The organism is Paenibacillus sp. VMFN-D1 (assembly GCF_003386155.1).
Taxonomy (GTDB): domain Bacteria; phylum Bacillota; class Bacilli; order Paenibacillales; family Paenibacillaceae; genus Paenibacillus_AQ; species Paenibacillus_AQ favisporus.
In genome coordinates, this window is record NZ_QRDU01000008.1 from 38826 (window position 1) to 63591 (window position 24766).

Annotated in this window: 25 protein-coding genes; 22 read left to right on the forward strand and 3 right to left on the reverse strand. The window is 55.9% G+C overall.

The window, feature by feature from the left end; translation table 11 throughout:
* Positions 1 to 79: 79 nt before the first annotated feature.
* Both C7820_RS31410 and C7820_RS31415 read left to right on the forward strand, forming a co-directional pair.
* On the forward strand, positions 80 to 1420 hold the full coding sequence (locus C7820_RS31410; RefSeq protein WP_076176191.1) for an aminotransferase-like domain-containing protein: 1341 nt from the start codon (positions 80 to 82) through the stop codon (positions 1418 to 1420).
* 28 nt (positions 1421 to 1448) lie between these two features.
* Positions 1449 to 2171 carry an AAA family ATPase gene (locus C7820_RS31415; RefSeq protein ID WP_076176189.1) on the forward strand — a complete coding sequence of 241 codons (723 nt, stop codon included), beginning with the start codon at positions 1449 to 1451 and terminating at the stop codon, positions 2169 to 2171.
* A gap of 79 nt (positions 2172 to 2250) precedes the next feature.
* Here the strand turns inward: C7820_RS31415 and C7820_RS31420 are convergent, their stop codons facing one another.
* The gene (locus C7820_RS31420) at positions 2251 to 3174 is read right to left on the reverse strand and encodes a LysR family transcriptional regulator (protein ID WP_116234380.1); all 924 of its coding nucleotides are present in this window, start codon (positions 3172 to 3174) and stop codon (positions 2251 to 2253) included.
* A gap of 138 nt (positions 3175 to 3312) precedes the next feature.
* Here C7820_RS31420 and C7820_RS31425 point away from each other — a divergent pair, with 138 nt between their 5' ends.
* The 12 genes from C7820_RS31425 (at position 3313) to pruA (ending at position 13751) form a co-directional block, all read left to right on the forward strand.
* Positions 3313 to 3696 carry a tautomerase family protein gene (locus C7820_RS31425; RefSeq protein WP_116234381.1) on the forward strand — a complete coding sequence of 128 codons (384 nt, stop codon included), beginning with the start codon at positions 3313 to 3315 and terminating at the stop codon, positions 3694 to 3696.
* Positions 3697 to 3763: 67 nt separating this feature from the next.
* Positions 3764 to 4504, forward strand: coding sequence for an SDR family NAD(P)-dependent oxidoreductase (locus tag C7820_RS31430; protein ID WP_116234382.1), 741 nt, complete (start codon positions 3764 to 3766; stop codon positions 4502 to 4504).
* Between the two features lie 310 nt (positions 4505 to 4814).
* Positions 4815 to 5018 carry a hypothetical protein gene (locus C7820_RS31435; RefSeq protein ID WP_076176181.1) on the forward strand — a complete coding sequence of 68 codons (204 nt, stop codon included), beginning with the start codon at positions 4815 to 4817 and terminating at the stop codon, positions 5016 to 5018.
* 392 nt (positions 5019 to 5410) lie between these two features.
* Positions 5411 to 5974: a class I SAM-dependent methyltransferase gene (locus tag C7820_RS31440; RefSeq protein WP_181909259.1), complete on the forward strand. Its 564-nt coding sequence runs from the start codon at positions 5411 to 5413 to the stop codon at positions 5972 to 5974.
* A gap of 72 nt (positions 5975 to 6046) precedes the next feature.
* Positions 6047 to 6964 carry an aldo/keto reductase gene (locus C7820_RS31445; RefSeq protein ID WP_076176177.1) on the forward strand — a complete coding sequence of 306 codons (918 nt, stop codon included), beginning with the start codon at positions 6047 to 6049 and terminating at the stop codon, positions 6962 to 6964.
* A gap of 54 nt (positions 6965 to 7018) precedes the next feature.
* Positions 7019 to 7615, forward strand: coding sequence for a YdeI/OmpD-associated family protein (locus tag C7820_RS31450; RefSeq protein ID WP_076176175.1), 597 nt, complete (start codon positions 7019 to 7021; stop codon positions 7613 to 7615).
* 212 nt (positions 7616 to 7827) lie between these two features.
* Positions 7828 to 8445, forward strand: coding sequence for a hypothetical protein (locus C7820_RS31455; protein WP_076176173.1), 618 nt, complete (start codon positions 7828 to 7830; stop codon positions 8443 to 8445).
* Positions 8446 to 8586: 141 nt separating this feature from the next.
* Complete coding sequence (locus C7820_RS31460; RefSeq protein ID WP_076176171.1) at positions 8587 to 8913, forward strand: thioredoxin family protein; 327 nt, start codon at positions 8587 to 8589, stop codon at positions 8911 to 8913.
* 203 nt (positions 8914 to 9116) lie between these two features.
* Positions 9117 to 10322: an ornithine--oxo-acid transaminase gene (rocD, locus tag C7820_RS31465; RefSeq protein ID WP_089549830.1), complete on the forward strand. Its 1206-nt coding sequence runs from the start codon at positions 9117 to 9119 to the stop codon at positions 10320 to 10322.
* A 6-nt stretch (positions 10323 to 10328) separates the two neighbouring features.
* Complete coding sequence (gene rocF / locus C7820_RS31470; protein WP_116234384.1) at positions 10329 to 11228, forward strand: arginase; 900 nt, start codon at positions 10329 to 10331, stop codon at positions 11226 to 11228.
* Positions 11229 to 11246: 18 nt separating this feature from the next.
* A complete protein-coding gene (locus C7820_RS31475) occupies positions 11247 to 12161 on the forward strand; it encodes a proline dehydrogenase family protein (RefSeq protein ID WP_116234385.1) in 915 nt (304 codons plus the stop codon).
* A gap of 18 nt (positions 12162 to 12179) precedes the next feature.
* Positions 12180 to 13751: an L-glutamate gamma-semialdehyde dehydrogenase gene (gene pruA, locus C7820_RS31480; RefSeq protein WP_116234386.1), complete on the forward strand. Its 1572-nt coding sequence runs from the start codon at positions 12180 to 12182 to the stop codon at positions 13749 to 13751.
* 177 nt (positions 13752 to 13928) lie between these two features.
* Here pruA and C7820_RS31485 read toward each other — a convergent pair whose 3' ends face one another.
* Positions 13929 to 14384, reverse strand: a complete 456-nt coding sequence (locus tag C7820_RS31485) for a MarR family winged helix-turn-helix transcriptional regulator (RefSeq protein WP_116234387.1) — start codon at positions 14382 to 14384, stop codon at positions 13929 to 13931.
* A 584-nt stretch (positions 14385 to 14968) separates the two neighbouring features.
* On the opposite strand from C7820_RS31485, the gene C7820_RS31490 reads away from it, so the two are divergent.
* The 7 genes from C7820_RS31490 (at position 14969) to C7820_RS31520 (ending at position 23320) form a co-directional block, all read left to right on the forward strand.
* Positions 14969 to 15598: a TetR/AcrR family transcriptional regulator gene (locus tag C7820_RS31490; RefSeq protein WP_116234388.1), complete on the forward strand. Its 630-nt coding sequence runs from the start codon at positions 14969 to 14971 to the stop codon at positions 15596 to 15598.
* Between the two features lie 119 nt (positions 15599 to 15717).
* Positions 15718 to 16308 carry a permease gene (locus tag C7820_RS31495; protein WP_116234389.1) on the forward strand — a complete coding sequence of 197 codons (591 nt, stop codon included), beginning with the start codon at positions 15718 to 15720 and terminating at the stop codon, positions 16306 to 16308.
* 209 nt (positions 16309 to 16517) lie between these two features.
* Positions 16518 to 17813: a homocysteine synthase gene (locus tag C7820_RS31500; protein WP_116234390.1), complete on the forward strand. Its 1296-nt coding sequence runs from the start codon at positions 16518 to 16520 to the stop codon at positions 17811 to 17813.
* A 348-nt stretch (positions 17814 to 18161) separates the two neighbouring features.
* Positions 18162 to 19463: an aldolase/citrate lyase/malate synthase family protein gene (locus C7820_RS31505; RefSeq protein WP_116234391.1), complete on the forward strand. Its 1302-nt coding sequence runs from the start codon at positions 18162 to 18164 to the stop codon at positions 19461 to 19463.
* Between the two features lie 354 nt (positions 19464 to 19817).
* Positions 19818 to 21782, forward strand: coding sequence for a heavy metal translocating P-type ATPase (locus C7820_RS31510; protein ID WP_116234392.1), 1965 nt, complete (start codon positions 19818 to 19820; stop codon positions 21780 to 21782).
* Positions 21783 to 22060: 278 nt separating this feature from the next.
* Positions 22061 to 23002: a thioredoxin-disulfide reductase gene (trxB, locus tag C7820_RS31515; protein ID WP_116234393.1), complete on the forward strand. Its 942-nt coding sequence runs from the start codon at positions 22061 to 22063 to the stop codon at positions 23000 to 23002.
* 84 nt (positions 23003 to 23086) lie between these two features.
* Positions 23087 to 23320, forward strand: coding sequence for a glutaredoxin family protein (locus C7820_RS31520; protein WP_089549838.1), 234 nt, complete (start codon positions 23087 to 23089; stop codon positions 23318 to 23320).
* A 172-nt stretch (positions 23321 to 23492) separates the two neighbouring features.
* Here the strand turns inward: C7820_RS31520 and C7820_RS31525 are convergent, their stop codons facing one another.
* Positions 23493 to 23690 (reverse strand): hypothetical protein, encoded by a 198-nt coding sequence (locus tag C7820_RS31525; protein ID WP_116234394.1) that lies wholly within the window; start codon positions 23688 to 23690, stop codon positions 23493 to 23495.
* A gap of 269 nt (positions 23691 to 23959) precedes the next feature.
* On the opposite strand from C7820_RS31525, the gene C7820_RS31530 reads away from it, so the two are divergent.
* Positions 23960 to 24610 (forward strand): bifunctional 4-hydroxy-2-oxoglutarate aldolase/2-dehydro-3-deoxy-phosphogluconate aldolase, encoded by a 651-nt coding sequence (locus C7820_RS31530; RefSeq protein WP_258875629.1) that lies wholly within the window; start codon positions 23960 to 23962, stop codon positions 24608 to 24610.
* The last annotated feature ends 156 nt before the right edge of the window (positions 24611 to 24766 follow it).

A 24766-nucleotide genomic window follows, 5' to 3' on the forward strand; every position in this document is an offset into this window, starting at 1 on the left:
TACGGGGGGCGCGGCTGTGCTACAATATCAATAATCATCATCTGTACCGGTACAAAAGAGCGGGGGAGGAGGCGTTACGATGTATAAATACGCCGAGCTGATCAACGATTTGGAACTGCAAATCTCGGGTGACGCCTATAAGGAGGGGGACAGGCTGCCGTCCATCCGGGAGCTGTCAAAGCGCTATGATTGCAGCAAAAGCACGGTGATCCGCGCGCTGGAGGAGCTGCAGGACAAGCATTTGATTTATGCCGCCCCCAAGAGCGGTTATTACGTGATGAAGCGGTCCGGAAAAAAGCAGAATCCGGGAAACCGGTGGATCGATTTTACGGCGGCTGCGCCTGATCCGGATATTTTTCCGTATCTGGATTTTCAGCACTGTATCAATAAAGCGATCGATATGTACCGCAACGACTTGTTCATTTACGGCACGCCTCAGGGTCTGCCGTCCTTGATCCGCGAGATGCAGCGCCAATTGGCCTCTTACCAGGTGTTCACCGATCAGCGCGGTATCTTCATTACGTCCGGGGTACAACAGTCGCTGGGACTGCTGGCGCGTATTCCGTTTCCGAACGGCAGGCACCGGGTTTTGGTGGAACAGCCGTGTTATCCGCTGCTGATGGAGTACCTGAGGACGTACGGCATGGAAGCAGAAGGGATCCGGCGGTCGGGCGACGGCATCGATCTGGATGAGCTGGAACGGATGTTTAAGACCAGGGAGATCAAGTGGTTCTATACGGTGCCACGCTTCCACAATCCGCTGGGAGGATCCTATAACCGGTCGCAAAAGAAAGCTATCGCCCGTCTGGCTGCCCAGTACGACGTTTACGTTATCGAGGACGATTACATGGCCGATCTGGAGCAGGATGCCAAAGAGGACCCGATCTATGCGTACGACGATTCCGCACATGTCGTCTATTTAAAGAGTTATTCCAAGATCATATTTCCGGGCCTGCGGATCGGTGTGGCCGTGCTCCCGGAGGCGCTTCGGAACGATTTCAACCAATATAAAAAACTGTCGGACATCGACAGCTCGATGCTCTCCCAGGCGGCCCTGGAGCTGTACCTCAAGAGCGGCATGTTTGAGCGTCACCGCAAAAAAATGCGCAGCTGCTATGGGCGAAGATCTGCCCTGCTGCATGAAACGATCATGTTGCATGCAGGAAGTACGCAATCGTCTCACTTTACCTACCAGCCGGCCCGGCAGCGGGGTGTCCACACCTATCTGAAGCTGGAGGATGCTGCCCGTGCCCGTCAGGTGATTCAGCGGCTGCAGAAAAAGTTCATTCGGGTCGAAACGGCAGATGCGGGTTACCTTGATTCGTTTGTGAAAGAGCCACTTCTCAAGCTGAATGTGTCCAGCGTGAAGGAGCCGGACATCGAGTCCGGCATTGAGCAGGTGATTCGGGAGATCGGGTAGGACGATCCATGATGAAGGGAGAATACCGATGTTTTTACGAAGCTTGACCATTCTGCGCAATGAACATACCAAGGGAAACGAGTATCCCTTTTCCATCCCGGCGCTGCGGAATTTGGAGTCCCTTTCGTTTCGGGGAAACGTCACCTTTTTTGTCGGGGAAAACGGGTCGGGCAAATCCACGCTGATGGAAGGAATCGCAGACCGTTGCGGATTCAACACGGCCGGCGGGAGCAGAAACAACGCGTATGAGGTGGATGCTTCCCAATCAGCGCTTGGCGACCATATCCGGCTGTCTTGGATGCCCAAAGTGACGAACGGGTTTTTCCTGCGTGCGGAGACGTTTTATCATTTTGCCAGCCATCTGGACACCATGCCTGCCAGCTTACGTTACTACGGGGGGCGGTCGCTGCATGAGCAGTCGCATGGGGAGGCCTTTCTGTCGCTGTTCAAGCACCGGTTCGGTAAAAAGGCTATTTACCTGCTGGACGAGCCCGAAGCGGCCTTATCTCCGGCGCGGCAGCTGGCGCTGCTGAAGGTGATCAAGGATTTGGAGAAAGAGGCCCAGTTTATCATCGCGACCCATTCGCCGATCCTGCTGGGCTATCCCGATGCGGATATCATCAATTTTGACGTTCATCCTCCCCAAGAGGTTCAATATGAAGATACGATGCACTATATTATCACCCGCCGTTTTCTTGAAAACCGGAAGCGTGTGCTGAGCGAGCTGTTTGAGGAGGAGGACGGGGACTGAAACGGATATTCCATGTTAAAAGCCCATTTCGAGGAAATGGGCTTGTTTGCGTGGGCTCGATTGTTGTCATGGATCAAATCTATGCATTCCGCCGGATTGCCTCGGAGGGTTCCTCCGCCTCTTCCTGCGTCAGCCCCCGCTGCAGAGCCTCATAGAGCCTGGAGGCGGCCAGGCGCGGCGGGTATTCAGTCGACCGGCATACATAACCGCAGGTGATGTTGACGGCATTGCCTTTAAAGGGACGGATTACTGTTCCGGCCGGTGCAGGCTGCAGGACGGTCAGCGGCACGAGGGCAGCGCCCAATCCGCTCTGCACGTAAAATTTCAGCGCAGCCATGCTGCCGATTTCCATCGCATCCATAGGCGGGCCTCCGGGCTCCTGCATGATCATTTCAAGCTTCCGGCGGTAAGGGCAGTCGGCCTGCGTGATCAGCAGGCGATGCCCTCTAAAATCGGCGGGCGTGACGAGCTCCCTGGAAGCCAGCGGATGATCCTCCGGCATGAGGACGACAAAATGTTCGGTCAGCAGCGGTTCATAATAAAGCCCGGCACCGAGCTGGGGAGGAGAACAAATCGTCATGTCCAGATCTCCCCGCAGCACCTGTTCGTTCAGCTGGGGCGAGCTGGCAATCGTCACGGATACCCGAATATTGGGGTAATCGCGCAGAAAAGAAGCGAGGATCGCCGGCAGCCGGTAGCTGGCAATGGGCTCTACGACGCCAAGACGGAGATGGCCTGCTTCCCCAGACAGCAGCTCCTTCATGGTGCCTTGCAGCTGCTCCACATCCTTGACGATATGTGCGCTCTGCTCGTGAAAAAGGCGGCCCGCTTCGGTGAGCTGAAAGGTTTTGCCCCGTTCGATTAACCGGACGCCGAGCTCCGACTCGAGCTTCTGGATTTGCATCGTGACGGTGGATTGGGCGTAATTCAATTCTTCGGCCGCCCGGTTAAAGCCGCCAAGGGCGACGATCCGGTGAAAGGTTTTGACAGCTTTCAGGTCCATGATATGTTTGCCTCCTGCTGTATAGTTCAATATTTTTGAATTCGTCGTTTATTTAATTCAATTATACAAATATGATCCCCGGGATTACAATATCATTGCCAGCAGAAAGAAAACGGAAGCTACAGGAGGTTATGGAACATGCCATTTGTGCGGATAGATGTAGGGCAGGGGCCCTCGGAAGAAGAACTGGCTGTGATCAGCCGCTCCATTCATCAGGCGATGGTGGACACGATCGACGTCCCGGAAGACGATTATTTTCAGGTGATTACCCGGCATGGGGCAGGGGAGCTGCTGTACGACCGCAGTTACTTAAACGTAGAACGGTCCGACGGACAGATATTTATACAGATTACGCTGAAAGAGGGGCGGACGCTCGCGAAGAAAAAGGCGCTGTATGCCGCCATCGCGGAAAGGCTGCAGCAATCAGCGGGCATCCGGCCGCAGGACGTCATGATCATTTTAACGGAAAATACAGCAGAAAACTGGTCGTTCGGCAACGGCATCGCGCAGATGGCCCCGTGATTGGATTTCGGAAAGACATCAATGAATTTCTGACCCCATTTAGGAATTTGAAAGGAGAGCTGATCACATGAACATTCAGCATAAAACAGCGATCGTCACGGGAGGGGGAACCGGAATCGGGAGAGCGGTGTCCATTGAGCTGGCGAAGCGGGGAGCCCGCGTGGTCGTCAATTACTCCCGATCGCGGGAAGACGCGGAGGAAACGGTTCGGACCATTCAGGAGGGCGGCGGCACAGCCGTTGCGGTCCAAGCCAATGTAGCTAAAGAGGCAGAGGTTCAGGCGATGGTAGGCAGAGCCGCCAGGGAGTTCGGTTCGGTCGATATTTTGATTAATAACGCCAGCATTACCCGGTATATTGCCATGAATGACCTGGAATCCGTGACCGACGAGGCGTGGGATGAGCTCTATCAGGTCAACGTGAAAGGGATGTTCTACTGCGCCAGGGCGGCAGCTGCCGAGATGAAAAAGCAAAAACAAGGCGTTATCGTCAACCTGGGGAGCATCGCCGGCATTACGGGCAGCGGCTCTTCGCTGCCGTATGCCGTGTCCAAGGCCGCGGTGCATGGACTGACCCGCTCGCTCGCCCGGGCGCTGGCCCCGGAGATTCGCGTGAGCAGCGTCGCGCCGGGGGCGGTGGCCACCCGATGGTGGGCCGGGCGCGAGCAGCAGATGGAGCAGCTGGCAGGCTCCTTGCTGCTGAACCGGATTTCTTCGCCTGAAGATATCGCCCATATGATTTGTGCCGTGGTCGAACAGGATTCGCTGACCGGGCAGGTCATCACGGTGGATGCGGGGCAGACGATGTAAAAAGGATATCGCATCGGGCAGAAGGGGCGGCAGAATTGTAAAAGAGGCGAGCGGCCGGCCGTACGTCGCGAAAACAAGGGGATTTCGGGATCGTAGATGCAAAATCTTCCGCACCTCCGAAGCGTTTCACAACATATCCACATCATATCCACAGTAAATAACAGCATATCCACAGAATATCCACGGTATATCCACAGCATATCCGTTGCGTGAAGGACTCCAAACGAGGTAACCTGATCTTAGCTCCACTTGGAAAAGACGGATTACAACAGCCGCGGTTAATATCCGCGGGGTCAGGAGGGATTGCCCGATGCGCGAATGGATCGGCAAATGCCGCGATTGCGGCAGGGACATTTATTGCGAGAACGGTTTTTTGAATGGCGTGGTGCTGGAGGACCAGTCGTTGAAATGCTTCCCGTGTGCGGAGCAGGGGGATGCGGGAACCGGTGACTCGGAGCGGCAAAGTACAGAAACCGGTGGTTCGGTACAGCATTCGGAGAGAGAACCGGATTAGCGCAGGATATACTTGCAGACCCAGGAGTAACTTCCAAGTGGCAGCCTGAACAGGCTGCCTTTTTGCTTTGCATTCTCTGCATCCTTTGCATCCTCTGCATCCTCTGCATCGTCTGCATCGTCAAAAATTTTGCCCGTTAGAAATACCCACCCAGTCCGAAGTTTTTCAGCCGTTCTCAGTCGATCTCATTTCCCCGGCCTGAGCATCCATACCGTCGTTACCCATCCCTTGGACGCCTTGCTTGAGGCCTGCACAGGAGGAAGGCTTGGGATCGGGAGCTTTCTCCGGGGCATGCACCGCTAGGCGATTGTGTCTCTATGGCTGATAATGGTAGGATGAAGAAAATAAGGGTGATATCTCATATGGGGATATCCGACAAGGAGGATGAGCAAGTGGCTGCAGAAGAGTACGACCCGACGCTGATCGCGCGGCTGGAGAGCCCGGAACGCCTGGAGAAGCTTCCCCCGGAGAAGCTGCTGGACCTGCTGGAGTTGTCCGGGCACGAAGACCTGCTGGATGTGGGGGCAGGCAGCGGTTACTTCACGTTTCCGGCGGCGGCACGAACTTCCGGAACGGTCTATGCGCTGGATACCCATCCGCAGATGCTGGACATGCTGAAGACCCGTTCTGAAGAGCGGGGCGTTACGAATATTCGGCTGATTCAGGGAACGGCAGAACAGATTCCGCTAGGGGATGAAAGCGTGGACGTGATGATCCTGTCCCTCGTCCTGCATATTGCCGAGCCGCATGAGCAGGGATTGAAGGAAGTGCAGCGCGCTCTCAAAAAAGGAGGCAAGGCGCTCTGCGTGGAATGGGCTTATCCGGACAGCGAACCGCCGTCGGATCACCGCATCTCCTCATCGGACATGGCCCGCATGGGAGAGGAGCTTGGCCTCAAGGTGCTCAGCAGACAGCCGTGGTCAGACAAGTATTACAGCATCGTTTTTCAAAAATAACGTGTGTATCGCCCGGCGGAAGCTGTGCAGCGCTAAAAATGCAAACCCATTCACAGGAGAGGTGGCTTGAGAATGAAATACAGACGGCTTGGAAAAACGGAATTGAAGGTATCGGTGGTCGGTGTAGGAACATGGCAGTTCGGGGGAGACTGGGGGAAGGACTTTAACCAGCAGGAGGCAGACGCCATTTTGCATAAGGCGAAGGATTTGGGCATCAACCTGATCGACACGGCGGAATGCTATGGTCCGCATCACCTGTCCGAGAGCCTCATCGGAAACTTTCTGAAGCGGGACCGCCGCGAGGACTGGGTTGTGGCTTCGAAATTCGGCCACCGCTGGCATGATCATTGGGAAAACGCCTGGTCTGCAGATGAAGTTCTCGTCCAGTTGGATGAATCCTTGAAAGCGCTGCAAACGGACTATATCGACCTGTACCAGTTCCACTCGGGCTCGGATGAAGTATTTCACAACGACGATCTGTGGACACTGCTGGACAAGCAGGTGCAGGCCGGGAAAATCCGCAACCTCGGCATTTCCATCGGCAGCAACGATAACCTGGAGCAGACTTCCCGGGCGACGGAGCTGAACGCCAAAGCGATTCAGGTCGTGTACAACCGGCTCGACCGGAAACCGGAAGAGCGTGTCTTTCCGTCCTGCACCGAGCAGGATCTGGGCGTCCTTGCGAGAGTGCCGCTGGCCAGCGGTTATCTAAGCGGCAAGTACAAGCCCGGCGCCGTGTTCCAGGATAACGTGCGCAAACGGCATGAGCGCGACAACATCGATGCCCGCCTCCGCGAGGTGGAGGAAATCCAGCGGACCGAGGTGCCCGAAGGCGTGGGCATGGCCCAGTGGGCCTTGGCCTGGTGTCTGCAGAACCCCGCCGTGGACTGCGTGATCCCGGGCTGCAAGAGCCCGGAGCAGGTCGAGGCCAATGCGGCCGCTGCGGACCTCGATATGGTCCAGGATACGCATCCGCGGGCGTGGAAATAAACAGGGAAGCAGGCGTTCGGCACATTCCTGATTAAAGGAGGAGCAGACCGACTTATGTCCAGTAAAACAGGAGAAGGGCGGGAAGAACTGCCCGTGATCTTTTTTGAGAGTCAGCAGGCATGGGAGGAGTGGCTCGAAGCGCATCATGCCGATTCACGCGGCATTCGGCTGCAGATGGCCAAGAAGGGATCCGGCATCCCATCCATCACGTATGACGAAGCATTAGAGATTGCACTCTGCTACGGCTGGATCGACAGCCGCAAGGAGGCCTGGGACGAGACGTATTGGATTCAGCGGTTCGGCCCGCGCGGACCGAGGAGCATCTGGTCCAAGATCAACAAGGAGAAGGCGGAGCGCCTTGTCACAGAAGGCCGCATGAAGCCGGCTGGTCTTGCGGCGATCGAGGAAGCCAAACAAAAAGGCCAGTGGGAGCAGGCCTATGCATCCCAGAGCCGGTCGCAAATTCCCGAGGATCTGGAGCGGAAGTTCGAGGAGCATCCGGATGCGGCAGCCTTTTTTGCGACGCTGGACAGCCGCAACAAATACGCCGTCTTATTCCGGGTCCAGAGCGCCAAGAAGCCCGAAACGAGGGCTAAACGAATCGACCAGTTTATCGACATGCTGGAAAAAGGCGAAAAAATATATCCTTAAATCGTGCATCAGTCCTCAGTCACCATGATCAGCCGAAGCCTCCGTCAACGACGGGGGCTTTGCCCGTTCTTTGACCTGCTGCAGCGCTTTCCTGCCTGAATATTACGGTGCTCTTCCGAATAGGCTGTTTATAGCTGAATCATCGGAAAAAGGCGGAAGGGGCGGGGCGGCCAAACCTGAAAAGCCGCATCCAGAAAGGCGGGTTTTGCTTCATGCTGTTAAATATTAGCGTGGTGATGGTCTTGGTGTATACGGCGGTATGTATCGGGTATGTCCAAATTCACCGGCAGCATCTTTTAAACATGACCGGCAACATGGTGGCGATGACGACAGGGCTGATCTCCAACTTGACGATCGGGGTCATCCTAGGCATGATGTTTGCCGGCGACCTCGTACTGTCTACCGGCCTGTCGGTGCTGTTTTGCTTTGCGATTGGCTATTTGGTCGGCAAGCCGCTCCATCTGCTGGCGGTCATTGAGGGCATCGGCGGGGGGATCATGGGCGGACTGCATGGCGCTATGCTCGGCGAGATGATTCCCCGGGCAAGGTGGGACGTCATGCTGTTTATTATGGATGCGTTGTTTATTGCGATGACCGCCATGGTCATGTACTTGATTCATAACCAGAAATACAAAGCCCGGGAAGCTGCGGACGAAGAAGAGCGGACGGAAGGGGCTGGACAGGTGCCCGCTCTGATGCCGATCCGGCTGTCCTTTTGGATGCTGTATATTATCCTGCCGGTCGTGACCCTCTGCGCTGCAGCTATATTCAGCCATTCGGTCCCTGCCGGAGAAGTTCCGGTAACGGGGCATGAGATGCATTCCATGTAAGTCCTTTGCAAAATCGTTCATAAACGGATACAATACAGGTAACGGCTGAATTGTAATGATTTTGGTTACACTTACATCGCCGGGTGTCCGGCAGCCTGCCGGACCGCTGTATACCGACTAATGGACAAAGGGGATAGGATCATGGAACGTATTCAAACGGAAGCCCAATATAACGAACTGATTCAAGGGGACGGCATCACGGTCATCAAGTACGATGCAACCTGGTGCCCGGACTGCAAAACGCTCGATAAATTTATGCCGGACATCATGGCCAAACATCCGGATAAGAAATTTTATGCACTGGATGTAGAGCAGTTGGAGGACGTATCTTCCCAGAACGATGTGCGCGGCATCCCAAGTTTGCTCGTGTACAAGGACGGGAAGAAAATCGCCCATCTGCATAGCAAATTCGCCAAAACGCCTGGTGAAGTATCGGAATACCTTCAAACGCTGGAGTCCAAGCAATAATTTGCAATGAACTGAAGCCATCGGCCAAGCACCCCCGATTCACGGTAGAACGTGAAGACGGAGGGTGCTTTTTCTTTTGGAAAAGCCCGCCCCATCGGGTTATTTGGCATACACCCGTTACGGGATTTTTTACAAACATGAAATGAAATGGAGAGCAATACACATAGGGTGAGAACATGATGCCAAAAGAAGGATGTGCAGCCATGGCAACGACAGACGAGATTCTGCAAATGATGGATGAGCACAGCGCCAACAATTACTATCCGCTGCCGATCGTCATTCATAAGGCGGAGGGCGTATGGGTTGAGGATTTGAACGGACATCGGTATATGGATATGCTCAGCGCATATTCCGCCCTCAATCACGGCCACAGGCACCCCAAAATCATGCAGGCGCTGCAGGAACAGGCCGGCAAGGTGACTCTTACATCGCGGGCGTTTCAGAGCGAGGCGTTCGGCATCTTTGTGAGCAAGCTGGCGGCATATACCGGCAAGGACAAGATTCTGGCGATGAACACGGGCGCCGAAGCGGTGGAAACCGCGCTGAAAATGGCTAGGCGATGGGGCTACCGGATCAAGGGCATTCCGGAGAATCAAGCCGAGATCATTGTCTGTACCGGAAACTTTCACGGGCGTACGCTGAGCGTCACCTCGTTCTCCTCCGAAGAGGCGTATAAACGGGATTTCGGGCCGTTCACACCCGGCTTCCAGATCATCCCTTACGGCGATGCTTCCGCGCTGGAGCAGGCTATTACGCCGAACACGGCGGCTTTTCTTGTGGAGCCGATTCAGGGTGAGGCCGGGATCGTGATGCCGCCTGAAGGCTATTTAACCCAGGTGCGGGAGCTGTGCCGCCGTCATCAGGTGCTGCTGATGGCCGACGAAATTCAGACGGGGCTCGGCCGGACGGGACGCCGCTTTGCCTGCGATTGGGAGGGCGTCGTTCCGGACGTGTACATCCTTGGCAAAGCCCTCGGCGGGGGCGTGCTGCCCGTTTCGGCCGTCGCGGCAGACCGGGAGATTATGGACGTGTTTGAACCGGGTTCGCACGGCTCGACCTTTGGCGGCAATCCGCTGGCTTCCACGGTGGCGGCCGCTGCGCTGGAAGTGCTGGAGGAGGAGAAGCTGGCGGAGCGTGCCGAAACGCTTGGGCGCCTGTTTATGAAAAAGCTTACATCGATCTCCCATCCCGATATCGTCTCGGTCCGCGGTCGCGGCCTGCTGATCGGGCTGCAGCTGTCTGTGGCGGCAAGACCTTACTGCGAGGCGCTGGCCCGCATCGGCCTGTTATGCAAGGAAACCCATGATACCACGATCCGGTTTGCGCCGCCGCTCATCCTGTCCGAAGAAGAACTAGAATTTGCGCTCAGCCGAATTCGGGAGGTATTCACCGGTCAAGGGAGGGCGTGAAAACGTATGGGGCAACCAACCATTTCGATTATCAGCGTACCGTTCGGTTACGGGGCGGGACGGCCGGGAAGCGAGCAAGGGCCGGACAGCATCCTGAAGTTCGGTCTGGTCAAAAAGCTGGAGCAGCTTGGCTACGATGTGGACGCCGGGCGGAGGATCCAGCTGCCCTCCAGCCTGACGCCCTTTCCCACCACGCGTATGAAGCATGTGGACCAGGTCATGGCGGTCTGCTCACAGCTGGCGCGGGAGGCGGCGTCGGCGGCTTCAGCCGGCAGCATTCCCCTCATGCTTGGGGGGGACCACAGCATCGCCATGGGCTCGCTGGCCGGGCTCAGCCGGCATTACCCGAACATGGGCGTCATCTGGGTGGATGCCCATTCGGACCTGAACACCGAGATCACCAGCCCATCCGGGAACATGCACGGCATTCCCCTGGCGGCCGCTCTAGGCTTGACGCAGCTGAAGCTGACGCAGATCCTGCCCGGCGCCGTTCAACTGAAGCCGGAGAACTGCGTCATCATCGGTGCCCGTGATCTGGACCGGGACGAGAAGACGCTCATTCGCTCACGGGGCATCACCTGCTTCACGATGTACGATATCGACCGGCTGGGTATCGAGCATGTCGTGCAGGAGGCGCTGCGGATCGCCGGGACCGGCACGGACGGCCTGCACGTCAGCTTCGACATCGACAGTGTCGATCCGTTTGAGGCGCCCGGAACGGGCACGCCGGTCCGCGGCGGGCTTAGCTACCGCGAAGCCCACTTGGCCATGGAGCTGATGAGCGAATCCGGCCTCATCACGTCCGCGGATATGGTGGAGGTCAATCCCAGCCTTGACCGGAACAACCAGACCTCGAAGCTGGCGGTGGAGCTGCTCGGCTCCTTGTTCGGCAGCCGGATTTTGTAGGCGAAAGGAGGCGTCTCCTTGGAGAAAGCCATGAAGTCTTTGTTTTTGACGCTGGCCCAAAACCGGGCGGCGAACCGCTGGGCCAAACGGTACGGACTCCGGCTCGGGGCCAGGCGCTTCGTTGCGGGCGAGTCGATCGAGCATGCGATTGACGCCGTCCGCAAGCTGAACGCCAGCGGGCGGATGGCCACCCTCGATTACCTGGGGGAGTTCACGAGCAGCGAGGAGGAAGTGCGCGAGACGGCCGACATGTGCCTCAAGACGCTGGATGCGATCCACCGGTCCAAGGTGCAGGCGAACCTGTCGCTCAAGCTGACGTCGCTGGGTCTGGATCTGAGCCCGGACCTGTGCTTTGAGCTGATGCGGAGAATTTTGGCCAGGGCGCAGAGCTACCGACTGTTCGTGCGCATCGACATGGAGGACCACGCCCACTGCCAGCCGGCGATCGACATGCTGAAGAAGCTGCGGGGCGGGTATGACAATGTGGGTATCGTCATCCAGTCGTATTTGTACCGATCGGAGGAGGATGTGAAGGAACTGGGCGCCCAAGGGGTCAATCTACGCCTGGTGAAAGGGGCGTACAAGGAGCCCGCAAGCGTCGCGTATCCCCGGAAGGAAGACGTGGACGACAATTTGATTCGCCTGATCAAGATGCACCTGAAGTCCGGCAGCTACACGGCGATCGCCAGCCATGACGAGCGGATAATCAGCGAGGCTAAACGATTCATCGAGGAGGAGGGGATTCCGCGCTCCCGCTTTGAGTTTCAGATGCTGTACGGCATCTGCGAGGAACTGCAGCTGAAGCTTGTCGAGGAGGGCTACCGGTTCCGGGTATACGTTCCGTTCGGCGTGGACTGGTTCGGGTATTTCATGCGCAGGCTGGCGGAACGGCCGGCCAATGTCTGGTTTGTGCTCAAAAATACTTTTAAGTAAAAAGGGAGTGAGGTAGCCATGAACTCGTTTGCCTGGAGCGCCGCATTTCAAAATGAGCCCTTCACTGATTTTAACCAGCCGGAGCACCGCGAAGCGTTTCTGAAAGCTTTGGCCGCCGTGAAAGGGCAGCTGGGACATCGTTATCCTGTTGTGATCGGCGGAAAAGAGGTATACACGGAGCAGGAGCTGGTCTCGCGGAATCCCGGCCATGTGCGGGAAGTGGTCGGCCGGATGAGCCAGGCAGGTACCGATCTTGCGGAGCAGGCGATGCAGCAGGCGCAAAAGTCTTTTGCCACTTGGAAAAGAACGACGGCCACTGAGCGGGCGGCGCTGCTGCTCAAGGCGGCTTCCCTGCTGCGCCAGCGCAAGCACGAGTTTTCCGCCTGGATGGTCGTCGAGGCCGGTAAAAACTGGGCCGAGGCCGACGCGGATACGGCGGAAGCGATCGATTTTATGGAGTATTACGCCAGGGAAGCCGTCCGGCTCAGCGAGACGTCGCTGCACCAGCCGCTGCCGCGGGTGCCGGGAGAAGAGAACCGGCTGCAGTACATCCCCCTGGGCGTCGGCATTATTATCCCGCCGTGGAATTTTCCGCTGGCCATATGCGCCGGTATGACGACGGCCGCGGTGGTGACCGGCAACACCGTTCTGCTCAAGCCCGCATCGAACACGTCCGTTATCGCCTACCAGTTCTTCAAGCTGATGAAGGAAGCCGGATTCCCGGACGGGGTCATCAACTTTGTGCCGGGAAGCGGGGCCGTCATCGGCGATTACCTGACGGCGCATCCGCAGACCCGGTTCATCAGCTTCACGGGCTCGAAGGAGGTCGGCCTCCGGATCAACAAGCTGGCCGCGGAGCAGGCTGAGGGGCAGATCTGGATCAAGCGGGTCGTCGCCGAGATGGGCGGCAAAGACGGCATCGTGGTGGACGAGACGGCCGATCTGGAAGCAGCAGCGAAGGCCATCGTGGTCTCGGCCTTTGGCTACCAGGGGCAGAAATGCTCCGCCGGGTCGAGGGCGATCATCGTCGAGTCGGTCTACGATCAGGTGCTTGCCCGCGTGACGGAGCTGACCAACCTGCTGGAGGTGGGACCTGCGGAGGATAACGCGCCGATCGGACCCGTCATTGATGAGAAGTCGCGAGACAAAATTTTGGAGTACATTGGGATCGGCAGGGAAGAAGGGCGTCTTGTGACCGGCGGGGAACAGGTCGGGGAAGCCGGGTATTATATCCGGCCGGCCATCTTTACCGATGTCCCGGTCAAGGGACGGATTATGCAGGAGGAGATCTTCGGACCAGTGCTGGCAGTCGTACCTGCTCGGGATTGGGAGGAGGCCATCGAGATTTATAACGATACGGAGTTCGGTTTGACCGGCTCGTTCTTTTCGACGGACGAGAGCCGGATCTCGGCTGCGCTGGAACGCATGCACTGCGGCAACTTGTATGTTAACCGCAAGTGTACCGGTGCGCTCGTGGGCGGCCAGCCCTTCGGCGGCTTCAACATGTCCGGGACCGACTCGAAAGCCGGCGGGCATGATTACCTGCTGCTGTTCACCCAGGCGAAGGTAACCTCCCGCAAGTTACCTTGAGCGTGCCTCCTGGCAGGGTCATGCCCGGATATATTGACAAAGCACCCTGTATTGCCGGCGTGCCGCCGCAATTCCGGGTGCTTTATTGGGTTTGTTCTCGAAAGGTATAACGCTTCTAGAGCCCTTTCCCTTCGGGTTCGAACTCGTCGCTTCGGATCCACATGATGATGGGGGGAATCACTGTGCCTGCCGCTCATTCCGCTGCAGCTGGATAAGCTCGCCAAGCTGACGGATGGTGTCCAGCAGATGCTCGGTTTCCTCGTCCGTCAAATTCCCCAGCGTTTCGACGATGCGGACGGCGCTCATTTCCGCCAGCTTTTTCAGCAGCGCAGAACCTTTGTCCGTAATCGAGATGTTAACGAACCGGCGGTCCTGCTCGCTGCGGCTGCGAACAATGAGCTCTTCCTGCTCCAGCTTGTCGCAGATTTGCGTAATGGCGCTGGTGGTCAGGCCGGTGACCTTGACGATGTCCGTTCCGCGCTGGCTGCCGCTATTTTGCAAATATTGAAGTATAAACGATTCTGTCGTGCTTAGTTTTACCTGGCGAACCAGACCGGCATAATCTATAATTCTTGGAAGTCTGTCCATCAATTCAAAATATCGGGTCGCGAGTTCTGTAGATGTAGAATGCAAAGTAATCTCCCTCCTGGAGGCAACGGACAAGCCGGCTCGGCTCGAAACGTCCGTTCATGCATTTAATTGGTCCTAATGACATGTTAGTTTGATTTTAAGATACCGTCAACTTTCACCGGATGGGTTCCATGGGGACGGTATGTGCTTGACAAACCGCTTGTGGAAGATATATACTTTTCCATGCACTTATTAAAAGTAAGCTTATATCCAATAAGCTCTTACTTATCAATCGATAGGATTATGTGATCCGAATGTGCAACCATTCATTCGCTTAATTCGGCATCGATTACTCTCTTTATAACTCTCAGGATTCCTTTTTTATGGCAGCCGCGACGCGGCTGCTCTTTTTTTTGCCTGCAAGTTCAATAAGAAAAACGTCTATCGACGTACCTTCAAAGTAGACAGACCGCGTCAAGAGGAAGCTTTTCTTGCGGGATCAGGAAGCAGAAGCTCCCTCCGAAACTTATCCTTTCTGATCTCCTAAAAAAAGGATTGACTATAAAGTAACCATTGGTTATATTTATGACATACAGATTAAGTAACCGTTGGTTAGTTAAAAAAGACCGAAAGGAACAAACACCCAGATGCCCAGAAAAAAGCAAGTTCGATCCGAACAAACCAAGCAGGACATTTTGAATGCGGCAGGCCGGCTTTTCGCGGCCAAAGGGTACGATGCCGTCACCATGAGGGAAGTGGCCAAAGAAGCCGGCTGCTCCCATACAGCGATCTACATTTATTTTGAAGATAAGGAGGCGCTGCTCCATGAACTGTCCATCCCGGCGCTAACGGAATTGCAGCTTCAGATTGAGGCTAAGGTGTCCGGAAAGCTGGAGCCGGAAGAAGCATTAAGGCAAATCAGCCTGGATTTTATCCGCTTTTGCCTGATTCACCGCAATATGCACCGCATCTTTTTTGAGGCACGCTCCGTAAGGGTGGACGAAGCGGAGCCCGAACTTGAGATTAACCGCGTCCGTAACGGGATGTTCCGTCTGCTAATGCAGGCTGTCCGGCAGTGTCTGGATTTACCGGAGGGAAGCGAGCGGCTGCTGTCGGCCACCCGGATTTATTTTTACCTGCTTCATGGCATTGTGGGCACCTATCAGCTGTCCGAGGAATCGGCCGAGGAATTGATGGAGCGTCTGCTTCCCACGTTTCGTGAAGCGATCGAGGTTTTGCTGCTGGGCTTCCGCGCACAACATGCGCCGGATAAATAACGATCCGCAAAGGAGAGGTTGATGGATGAGCTTTATCGTTCTGATGCTTTTGTTTACGGTGGTTTGCGGCTGGCTTGATTCCCGAATCGGCCGGACCACGAAAAAGGAGGGAAAGTAAGATGTTCGCAGGTCATTTTGGACTCGCCGCAGCGGCCAAAGCCGCAAGCCCCAAAACTCCGCTGTGGGCGATCATGCTGGGCACGCAATTGCTCGACGTCATTTTTGTGCCGCTGCTGCTTACGGGAATGGAGACAACCGTGGAAACGGATGGTGGAGGATACGGCGGAGCCGTTATCCATGCAGACTATACGCATTCGCTGGTCAGTGCGTTGATCATCGCCCTGCTTGCCGGCCTTGGAGCCTGGAGGCTATGGGGAAAGCAAAGTGCAGGGGTTATCGGCGGCGTGGTCTTCAGCCACTGGCTGCTCGATCTGCTGGTGCACCGGAGTGACATGCCGATTTTGCCGGGAAATCTGGGCTCATTGCCTTTGATGGGGTTCGGCTTATGGAAATGGCCTTTCATCAGCGGCGCTTTGGAGGTTCTTCTTATTGCCGTGGGTGCGGTCATGTATTATCGGTCAGTGCGGTTAAGGGCACGGAACGCGCCGGAAATCGCCGGAAGCGCCTTTCCTGCCAAAGCGGTATGGGCTGCTGCGGTCATGGCCGTCCTGCTGATGGGCTCGTTTATATCCGATCTGATCGGGATTTGATCTCCCGGACTTTTGCTGAAATTTGGATTTTCTTGAGCAGCCTGTCCATGCGCTGCGTTTGGGTCTCACGTTCTCGGACATATAATTCCAATAAATTTTATCGGATTTATAATAATTTCCTTCTTTTCAAACCTCACAAAGTATGAGAAAATATGAAAAAATTCGCGTGTGGAATCATTTTCCACAGACACATGAAGGAGGATCCACCTATGTCCGAGAAACGCCCATTATCCATTGAAACGCTCGCCGTCCATGCAGGCCAGGAAATCGATCCTGCGACTTTTTCGCGTGCCGTGCCGCTCTATCAAACGACGTCTTACGGATTCAAGGACAGCGATCATGCCGCCAACCTGTTTGCTCTGAAGGAGTTCGGCAACATTTATACCCGCATTATGAACCCGACCACCGACGTATTTGAGCAGCGCATTGCAGCCCTGGAAGGCGGTGCCGGAGCGTTGGCGGTTTCCTCCGGGCAGGCGGCGATCACCTTCTCCATCCTGAATATTGCCGGCGCCGGGGATGAGATCGTCTCGTCCTCTACACTGTACGGCGGAACCTATAACTTATTTGCCAATACGCTGGCGAAGCTTGGCATTAAAGTGCACTTTGTCGATGCCAGCAACCCGGAAAATTTCCACGCGGCCATTACGGATAAGACGAAAGCGCTGTACGCCGAAACGATCGGCAACCCGAAAGGGGACGTGCTTGATGTGGAAGCCGTTGCCGCCATCGCCCATGAGAACGGCATCCCGCTGATCGTGGACAATACATTCCCGAGCCCTTATCTGCTGCGTCCGATCGAGCATGGTGCCGACGTCGTCGTTCACTCGGCAACGAAGTTCATCGGCGGCCACGGTACGTCCATCGGCGGCGTGATCGTCGACAGCGGCAAGTTTGACTGGGCGGCCAGCGGCAAGTTCCCGGGGCTGACCGAGCCGGATCCAAGCTACCACGGCGTCGTGTATACGGAAGCTGTCGGCCCGATTGCCTACATTATCAAGGCACGCGTACAGCTGCTCAGGGATTTGGGATCGGCGATCTCCCCGTTCAACTCGTGGCTGCTGCTTCAAGGTCTGGAAACGCTGCACCTGCGGATGGAGCGGCACAGTGAAAATGCGCTGAAAGTCGCGCAGTTCCTGGAAAGCCACGATGCGGTAGAGTGGGTTAGTTACCCCGGCCTCGCAAGCCATCCTTCGCATGAGCTGGCGAAGAAGTACCTGCCGAAGGGACAGGGAGCGATTCTGACGTTCGGCATCAAGGGCGGCACGGAAGCAGGCCGCAAGGTGATCGAGAACGTGAAGCTGTTCTCCCACTTGGCCAATGTCGGCGATTCGAAGTCGCTGATCATCCACCCGGCCAGCACTACGCACCAGCAGCTGTCGGAAGAGGAGCAGGTGGCCGCCGGGGTGAACCCCGAAATGCTGCGGCTGTCGATCGGTACGGAAGCGATTGACGATATTTTGCACGATCTGGAGCAGGCCATTGAGGCCAGCCAGCAGGCTTAAGCCATCCAAAACTATACAAAGCTATACAAAGCTATAGAAGTTAAATCCCGTCCTTATCCGGATCAGCCGCCTCGTTTGAGGCGGCTTTTTGTGTTGTGAATCGTAAGCTTGCCCAATGGGGACTCTCCGCCCGCAGGCTTTCCTTGGGAAACCGCGCAAATTCCGTATATTTCGCCCTTTCGGCTAATATTCTGTAGGGTATATAGATTGAACTCAAGTTTCGAATGAAAACCCTCTTTGTAACGGCTTATCCAAGCCTTTCAACATGAATTTCTTGAGTTCATTCTGTATAGCAATTTACGCAAGTGGAAGCTCATTTATCTCTGAAGAGAGGGTGGACAGCCAAAAATGAAGGGTGAACGGTGTCAGAACAGCTTCTGCCAATTCGGCTCCTGCCCCGCACCTTGCGGTGTGGAAGCGGTTCACCAGCCGGCATGCGGACAAATGGGCGGGACCGCTCGTGACCGGCGTTCCGGCAGGGAAGAGGAGAACGGCCGCCAGGAATCGGATGCCCCCCACTTGGAAGATGCCGGAGACTACGCAAGGGCAGGCTCCCTTCCCGAGATCGCATCCCTGGTAGAGCTTGCATCCATCGGCTCGATTACAAGGGAGAAGGCGCTTCTGTCCGCGGATTCCGAGCGGATTGGGGAAATCCTTCAGGAAGCGGAAGAATACCGGTCCAAGCCAGAGGAAGGCACGACCCCGGAAATGCTGTTGGATTGGAGTGATTCCATGCGCAGTTTGCGGGTTTATACGGAGGAAGCTCCGTACCTGTACCGGCAAAACGAACGCCTGGACGGAGCAGCCGGTCTTGTGCTGCTTCAGGAAGAAGAGTGGCTGAGAACCGGCCATCTGAAGGAAATTTATGCGGAGTGGCTCAATCGGGATCCGGGAGATGACGGCCGCGAACGGGAAATTCAGGAGCGGCTGATGAACCGGTGGAAGGGGCATCTGGTGAATCTCCTGCACAGCCTGCAGGGAGCGCCGCTAACGGTGGCTCTCGTGTCCGGACGCCTGAAAGACTACCGTAAGCTGAAAGGCGACGCGGCGCTGGACATTGATATGCTCCGGGATATTCAGCTGGAAGCCCTGTTTCGGGCCGCCCAGTCCTGCCAAATGCAAAGGATCGACTGCAGTCTGGAATTGCTGGTTCCTTATCCGGAGGACGGGGAGGCTTTTCATAGGATTCATGATTTTATCGATCGGGTCGGCGAGGAAACCCTTTGTCACCAGCGCAGATCCTTAAGATACCGGGTCGGTGCGATGCTGGACTGGGACGTTCGCGAAACGGCGGCTGCGGAAATCGCCAGGTTCGCGGATTTCATCGTGATCAACGGGAAGCATGAAGGGGCCTGGCTGATGGAATACCTGGTCAGCGACGAGGAGAGGGGAAAAGTGCTCAGTGCGGGCATTCCGTACAGCGTGCTGGAGGAGCTGGTATACAGCATCCGCCGGACGAAGCCGGCTATTCGGATCTGCCTCTCCGGGGCGGTAAAACCGTCGGATCTCGCTTATGTTTATCGTTTGGGGCTGAACGCGGTCAGCACGGTTCCCTCCGAGCTGCCGGGCGTGCGGCTCGCCGCAGCGCAGTGGGAGCTCCTGGAAAGGCAGCACGAACAAAGGCGCAGGTCTGCGCAGGGAAGAACGTAGGCCGGCACTTTATAGGATAAATGATCAATAGGCTTAATGATTGCTGGGGCAGGAAGGTCTGCTTCGGATTCATTAAGCCTATTTTTTTGCGTAAAAAATAGCATACCCGTTTACTTTTTATGGGAGGGAGCGTATACTGTAATTAACAAAAAGTTTCCTTAACACAAAATTATTGTATTGATGCAAAAATGATTATCATTCTCATTTAAAAATAACAATCGCGAAGGAAGAAAGGTTCGTCAGAGGCGTTCCGTTCCATCCGCATACCATGCTGCTCCGGCTAGTCCGGAGCAGCATGTGCCATTTTAAAGGGACTAATAATGCTATTCATTCTCATTAGGAAGGTGATCACTCATGGAAAACATACGAAATGCTCCTGCTCAATCGATCCAGCGTCAGGCCAATCTGAACCGCCCAGGTCCCGGAAAGAAAGGGCGCTTTGATCTACGCTCGCTCATCCGCAATTCGGAAATGCAGGCGGCGCTGGCGAGCGGACTGCTTATGCTGGGCGGCTGGGCGGCCAGCTGGCTGTCCGCTCCGGCCTTCATATCGATCGTGCTGTATATTCTGTCCTATGCCGCAGGCGGCTGGCTGAAAGCGAAGGAAGGGGTCGAAACGCTGATCCACGAGCGCGATCTGGACGTCAACCTGCTGATGGTGGCTGCCGCGCTGGGTGCCGCAAGCATCGGCTACTGGAACGAAGGCGCCATGCTTATCTTTATTTTCGCCTTAAGCGGAGCATTGGAAAGCTACACTACCGAACGAAGCAAAAAGGATATTTCGTCGCTGATGGCGCTGAAGCCGGAAACCGCGCTGCGGATTCAGGACGGGCAGATGAAGCTCGTTCCGATCGGGGAGCTGGCCATCGGCGATCTGGTCCTGGTCAAACCGGGAGAATTGATCCCGGCGGATGGAATCATCCAGAAGGGGAACTCCTCGGTGAACCAATCGTCCATCACCGGCGAATCGGTCCCGGCCGACAAAGCCGCGGGCGACGAGGTGTTTGCCGGAACGCTAAACGGGGAAGGTGTGCTGTACGTCGAGGTGTCGCGTTCGGCGGAGTCCACCGTTTTCGCCAAAATCGTAAAGCTTGTTGAGGAAGCTGAGACCGAGGTTCCGGATTCGCAGCGTTTCATGAAACGGTTTGAAGCCATTTATGCGCGCATCGTGGTGGCGGCGACGCTGGTCCTCATTTTCCTGACTCCGTTTGTGCTGGGCTGGAGCTTTGGAACTTCCTTTTATAAAGCGATGGTGTTTTTGGTGGTAGCTTCGCCGTGCGCACTGGTGTCTTCCATTATGCCGGCGATGCTGTCCGTTATTTCAAACCGGGCACGCCGGGGCATTCTGTTCAAGGGCGGTGCACATGTCGAGAACATGGCGCTGACGTCTGTGGTCGCTTTTGACAAAACAGGAACGCTGACGCTCGGAACGCCGCAGGTAACGGATTTCATTCCGGCGGACGGATACGACCGCCTGGAGCTTCTGGGCATTTGCGCATCCGTGGAACAGCTGTCTGAGCATCCGCTGGCCAAGGCTATCGTGGTAAAAGCCGAGGAGGAGGGGGCGATGCTGCCTTCAGCGGAATCGGTGACCTCGCTGACCGGCTGGGGTATGGAAGGCTGGGTTCAGGGCAGACGCTGGCGCATCGGGAAGGCGGATATGCTGGATCAGGCCGACCCGTCCGGCGAACATGCCGCATGGCTCCGGCAGCGTCAGGAGCTGAACGCGGCTGGCAAAACCGTGTCCGTGATCCTGGACGGAGAGCGTATTGCCGGGCTGGTTGCACTTGCCGATGTGATCCGTCCACAGGCGGCCGCGGCCGTGAAGCAGCTGCAGTCGATCGGCGTCAAGGTCGCGATGCTGACCGGCGATCACAGCCTGACGGCGAACGCCATCGGCAGCAGCATCGGTGTTGATTACGTCTTTGCCGATTTGCTGCCTGAAGAGAAGGTCAACCATGTGAAACGGCTGCGCGAGCAGTACGGCCACGTGGTGATGGTCGGAGACGGCGTGAATGACGCGCCAGCACTGGCTACAGCCACCGTAGGCATGGGTATGGGGATGAACGGCAGCGGCACCGCGCTCGAGGTGGCGGATGTCGTTCTGATGAACGACAACATTGAGGAGATTGCCTCAACGATTACCCTCGCCCGCCGCGCCCGGCGCATCGTCAAGCAGAACATGGTGTTCGCCGTGTCGGTGATTTTGCTGCTGATGGTCAGCAACTTTGCCGCCGGTATCGCCCTTCCGTTCGGCGTGGTTGGCCACGAGGGGAGCACGATTCTTGTCATTTTGAACGGACTCCGTCTGCTGCGGTAAGCACGGATTGAGACTGAAACGGCTCAGATATGAAGGAACCTCCGAAGGAGAATCGGAGGTTCCTTTTTTGCGCGGAAGGAAATTGTTAAACGATTTGTAAAAATTAAATTGTTCACAATTCAGGTGAAAGGCATGTATACTTAATCTATTGACATCTTATGAAAAATGTATGATAATGATTATCAGATAATAATTATTTTAAATTAAATGATAAATAGATCCCGGACGAACCCGCTAAGGGACGATGCCCGGGAACGGGAAGCTTGGAGGGAGATCCTATGTATAAATCCGTAATTATCGGGACAGGACCTGCCGGATTGACGGCAGCGATTTATTTGGCACGGGCCAATATGAGTCCGCTGATTATTGAAGGGCCGCAGCCGGGCGGCCAGCTTACAACGACGACGGAAGTTGAGAACTTTCCGGGATTCCCTGAAGGCGTGATGGGACCGGAACTGATGGATAATATGCGCAAGCAGGCGGAGCGTTTCGGCGCTGAATTCCGCACGGGCTGGGTGAACAACGTAGAACTGGGTGCACGACCGTTCAAGCTTGACGTGGAAGGCATCGGCCACATCGAAACCGAGACGCTGATCCTGTCCACTGGTGCTACCGCCAAATACCTGGGCATTCCCGGGGAGCAGGAGAATGTCGGACGCGGCGTAAGTACCTGCGCCACCTGCGACGGATTTTTCTTCCGCGGTAAAGAAATTATCGTGGTCGGCGGCGGCGACTCCGCGCTCGAAGAAGCCAGCTTCCTGACACGCTTTGCGTCCAAAGTGACGCTGGTACACCGCCGTACTGAGCTGCGCGGCTCCAAGATCATGCAGGACCGCGTGCGTGCCAACGAGAAGGTGGAATGGGCGCTTAACCGTACTCCGCTCGAAGTTGTGGCTGACGAGCGCGGCGTGAAGGGCCTCAAAGTGCTGAACAACGAGACAGGTGAAGAGGAACTGATCGAAGCAAGCGGTGTGTTTGTTGCCATCGGTCATCACCCGAATACCGGATTTTTGGGCGGCCAAATTACGCTCGACGAGAACGGCTACATCGTTGTGCAGCCGGGAACGACGGAAACGAACATCCCTGGCGTCTTCGCCTGCGGCGACGTTCAGGACACCCGCTACAGACAGGCTATTACGGCAGCCGGCAGCGGATGTATGGCAGCAATCGATTGCGAGAAGTATATTGAAAGTCTGGAGCACAGCGCAGTCGCTCTGTAATGGATGCATGAAGGGACCGATCAGGCCGGCGCAAGAGCCTGTTGACATACACGACATTTTCACAATATGAGGTGACCTAAAGCGATGGATAAAGTGATTGTATATACCAGCACCAACTGCCCTCACTGCCGTCAGGTGAAAGGATACCTGGCCGACAAGGGCATCGAGTTCGAAGAACGCAACATCGAGCAAAACGATGAGTATGCACAGCAGGTCTGGGACATGGGCGTTCGCGCCGTTCCTTTGACCGTCATTGGCGAGAACCGCGTGCTGGGTATGAACACGACTCAGTTCGAGAAGTTTTTGAACCAACAATAATTTATCTGTTCGTTCTATAACCGCTGAATTAGAGGTCGTCCCCTGGAGCAGAGATGCTGCCGTCGGGGCGGCCTTTTTTTCGTAGCGCAAAAAAATAAGGGATGACCGCCAATGGCCGCGATCCGGGCCGCGCTGGGGTATCCCTAGGCTTTTTTGCATTTTAAAAACGCTGTCAAAAGAACAGCTTCCCGACCAGCTGCAGCACGAAGTAGATGATAATGCCCGTAGCGATGAGCGTAAATCCGGCCTTGGGACGGCCCTGAAAAAAACGCAGAATGGCCAGGCTGAACAGCGGGGCGATAATCAGCAGAAACAGCAGCACGGTCACTAATACCTCGACCGATATATTGGAAATATCCACGTAAGTCACGGACAATCTCTCCATTCTTAAGGTAAAATCATCGGGATTACCAACGTCCACAAACAATCATTTCTATACAACATTCCTATTATATACGAAACCCGCCCTGCATTTCCGTAGATTCGGTGGAAAAATACGTCGATTTTTCGTCAAATCCTGTGCTAAGGACGAAAAAAACGGAAGCATGAGAGATCATGCCGAATTGACATGTCCGGGAAGGAAAACGCCTGTAAAGTCCGAATATACTTAGAAAAATAGATGCGGAAGGAATGAAACACATGCATACATCACAGGTACTGCAAGAACTGCTGTCCGCCAGAATGGTTGCGATCGTCCGGGGGATTACCCGGGACCAAGCCATGACGGCAGGTGAGGGACTGATCGCCGGAGGCGTCCGGCTCATGGAAGTCACGCTGAATACCGATGGGGCGCTGCACATGATCGAAGGCTGGCGCTCGGCATACGACGGAGGAGCCTATGTAGGCGCCGGAACCGTTTTGAATCTGGCCATGGCCAAGGAGGCGGTTCAGGCTGGAGCGCAGTTTCTGATCTCGCCCAATGTCGATCAAGCCGTCATTTCCTTTGCTTTGGAGCAGGGCATCGACGTATGGCCTGGCGCCATGACACCGACAGAGATTGTGGCTGCTTACGAGGCCGGTGCCAGCGCAGTGAAGCTGTTCCCGATGGGCAGCCTCGGAATCGGCTATTTGAAAGAGATCCGTGCGCCGCTGAATCATATACCCCTGATGGCTACAGGCGGGGTGACGATCGGCAATATTGCCGATTATTTCGAAGCAGGGGCGTGCGCGGTCGGGATCGGCAGCTCGCTGCTCCCGAAGGCGGAGCTGGAGTCGGGAAATGTCGAGGCCGTCCGGGAACGGGCCGCGGCATTTGTGCAGGCGGCTGCCCGAACAGAAACGGACAAGTAATGGAGCGGCAAGAGGTGCTTTAAGCCAGCAGGAGGCAGCAGGGGGCAGCAGGTGTGTGCTGCATGGAATCGTTCGTTAGCCGGTCACAAGCCGCCGCAGCCGTTCGCAAAACAGCATAGAAGCGGTTGTGTCATAACTTGCCCATAGCTGGAATAG

What these genes read in the sequence shown, in the direction of transcription:
- trxB (WP_116234393.1), top strand. Translation starts at nt 22,061, where the DNA reads ATGTATAAATCCGTAATTATCGGGACAGGACCTGCCGGATTGACGGCA.
- pruA (WP_116234386.1), top strand. Translation starts at nt 12,180, where the DNA reads ATGAACTCGTTTGCCTGGAGCGCCGCATTTCAAAATGAGCCCTTCACT.
- C7820_RS31435 (WP_076176181.1), top strand. Translation starts at nt 4,815, where the DNA reads ATGCGCGAATGGATCGGCAAATGCCGCGATTGCGGCAGGGACATTTAT.
- C7820_RS31460 (WP_076176171.1), top strand. Translation starts at nt 8,587, where the DNA reads ATGGAACGTATTCAAACGGAAGCCCAATATAACGAACTGATTCAAGGG.
- C7820_RS31445 (WP_076176177.1), top strand. Translation starts at nt 6,047, where the DNA reads ATGAAATACAGACGGCTTGGAAAAACGGAATTGAAGGTATCGGTGGTC.
- C7820_RS31495 (WP_116234389.1), top strand. Translation starts at nt 15,718, where the DNA reads ATGTTCGCAGGTCATTTTGGACTCGCCGCAGCGGCCAAAGCCGCAAGC.
- C7820_RS31415 (WP_076176189.1), top strand. Translation starts at nt 1,449, where the DNA reads ATGTTTTTACGAAGCTTGACCATTCTGCGCAATGAACATACCAAGGGA.
- C7820_RS31430 (WP_116234382.1), top strand. Translation starts at nt 3,764, where the DNA reads ATGAACATTCAGCATAAAACAGCGATCGTCACGGGAGGGGGAACCGGA.
- rocF (WP_116234384.1), top strand. Translation starts at nt 10,329, where the DNA reads ATGGGGCAACCAACCATTTCGATTATCAGCGTACCGTTCGGTTACGGG.
- rocD (WP_089549830.1), top strand. Translation starts at nt 9,117, where the DNA reads ATGGCAACGACAGACGAGATTCTGCAAATGATGGATGAGCACAGCGCC.
- C7820_RS31425 (WP_116234381.1), top strand. Translation starts at nt 3,313, where the DNA reads ATGCCATTTGTGCGGATAGATGTAGGGCAGGGGCCCTCGGAAGAAGAA.
- C7820_RS31530 (WP_258875629.1), top strand. Translation starts at nt 23,960, where the DNA reads ATGCATACATCACAGGTACTGCAAGAACTGCTGTCCGCCAGAATGGTT.
- C7820_RS31520 (WP_089549838.1), top strand. Translation starts at nt 23,087, where the DNA reads ATGGATAAAGTGATTGTATATACCAGCACCAACTGCCCTCACTGCCGT.
- C7820_RS31410 (WP_076176191.1), top strand. Translation starts at nt 80, where the DNA reads ATGTATAAATACGCCGAGCTGATCAACGATTTGGAACTGCAAATCTCG.
- C7820_RS31420 (WP_116234380.1), bottom strand. Translation starts at nt 3,174, where the DNA reads ATGGACCTGAAAGCTGTCAAAACCTTTCACCGGATCGTCGCCCTTGGC.
- C7820_RS31505 (WP_116234391.1), top strand. Translation starts at nt 18,162, where the DNA reads ATGAAGGGTGAACGGTGTCAGAACAGCTTCTGCCAATTCGGCTCCTGC.
- C7820_RS31500 (WP_116234390.1), top strand. Translation starts at nt 16,518, where the DNA reads ATGTCCGAGAAACGCCCATTATCCATTGAAACGCTCGCCGTCCATGCA.
- C7820_RS31510 (WP_116234392.1), top strand. Translation starts at nt 19,818, where the DNA reads ATGGAAAACATACGAAATGCTCCTGCTCAATCGATCCAGCGTCAGGCC.
- C7820_RS31455 (WP_076176173.1), top strand. Translation starts at nt 7,828, where the DNA reads ATGCTGTTAAATATTAGCGTGGTGATGGTCTTGGTGTATACGGCGGTA.
- C7820_RS31450 (WP_076176175.1), top strand. Translation starts at nt 7,019, where the DNA reads ATGTCCAGTAAAACAGGAGAAGGGCGGGAAGAACTGCCCGTGATCTTT.
- C7820_RS31490 (WP_116234388.1), top strand. Translation starts at nt 14,969, where the DNA reads ATGCCCAGAAAAAAGCAAGTTCGATCCGAACAAACCAAGCAGGACATT.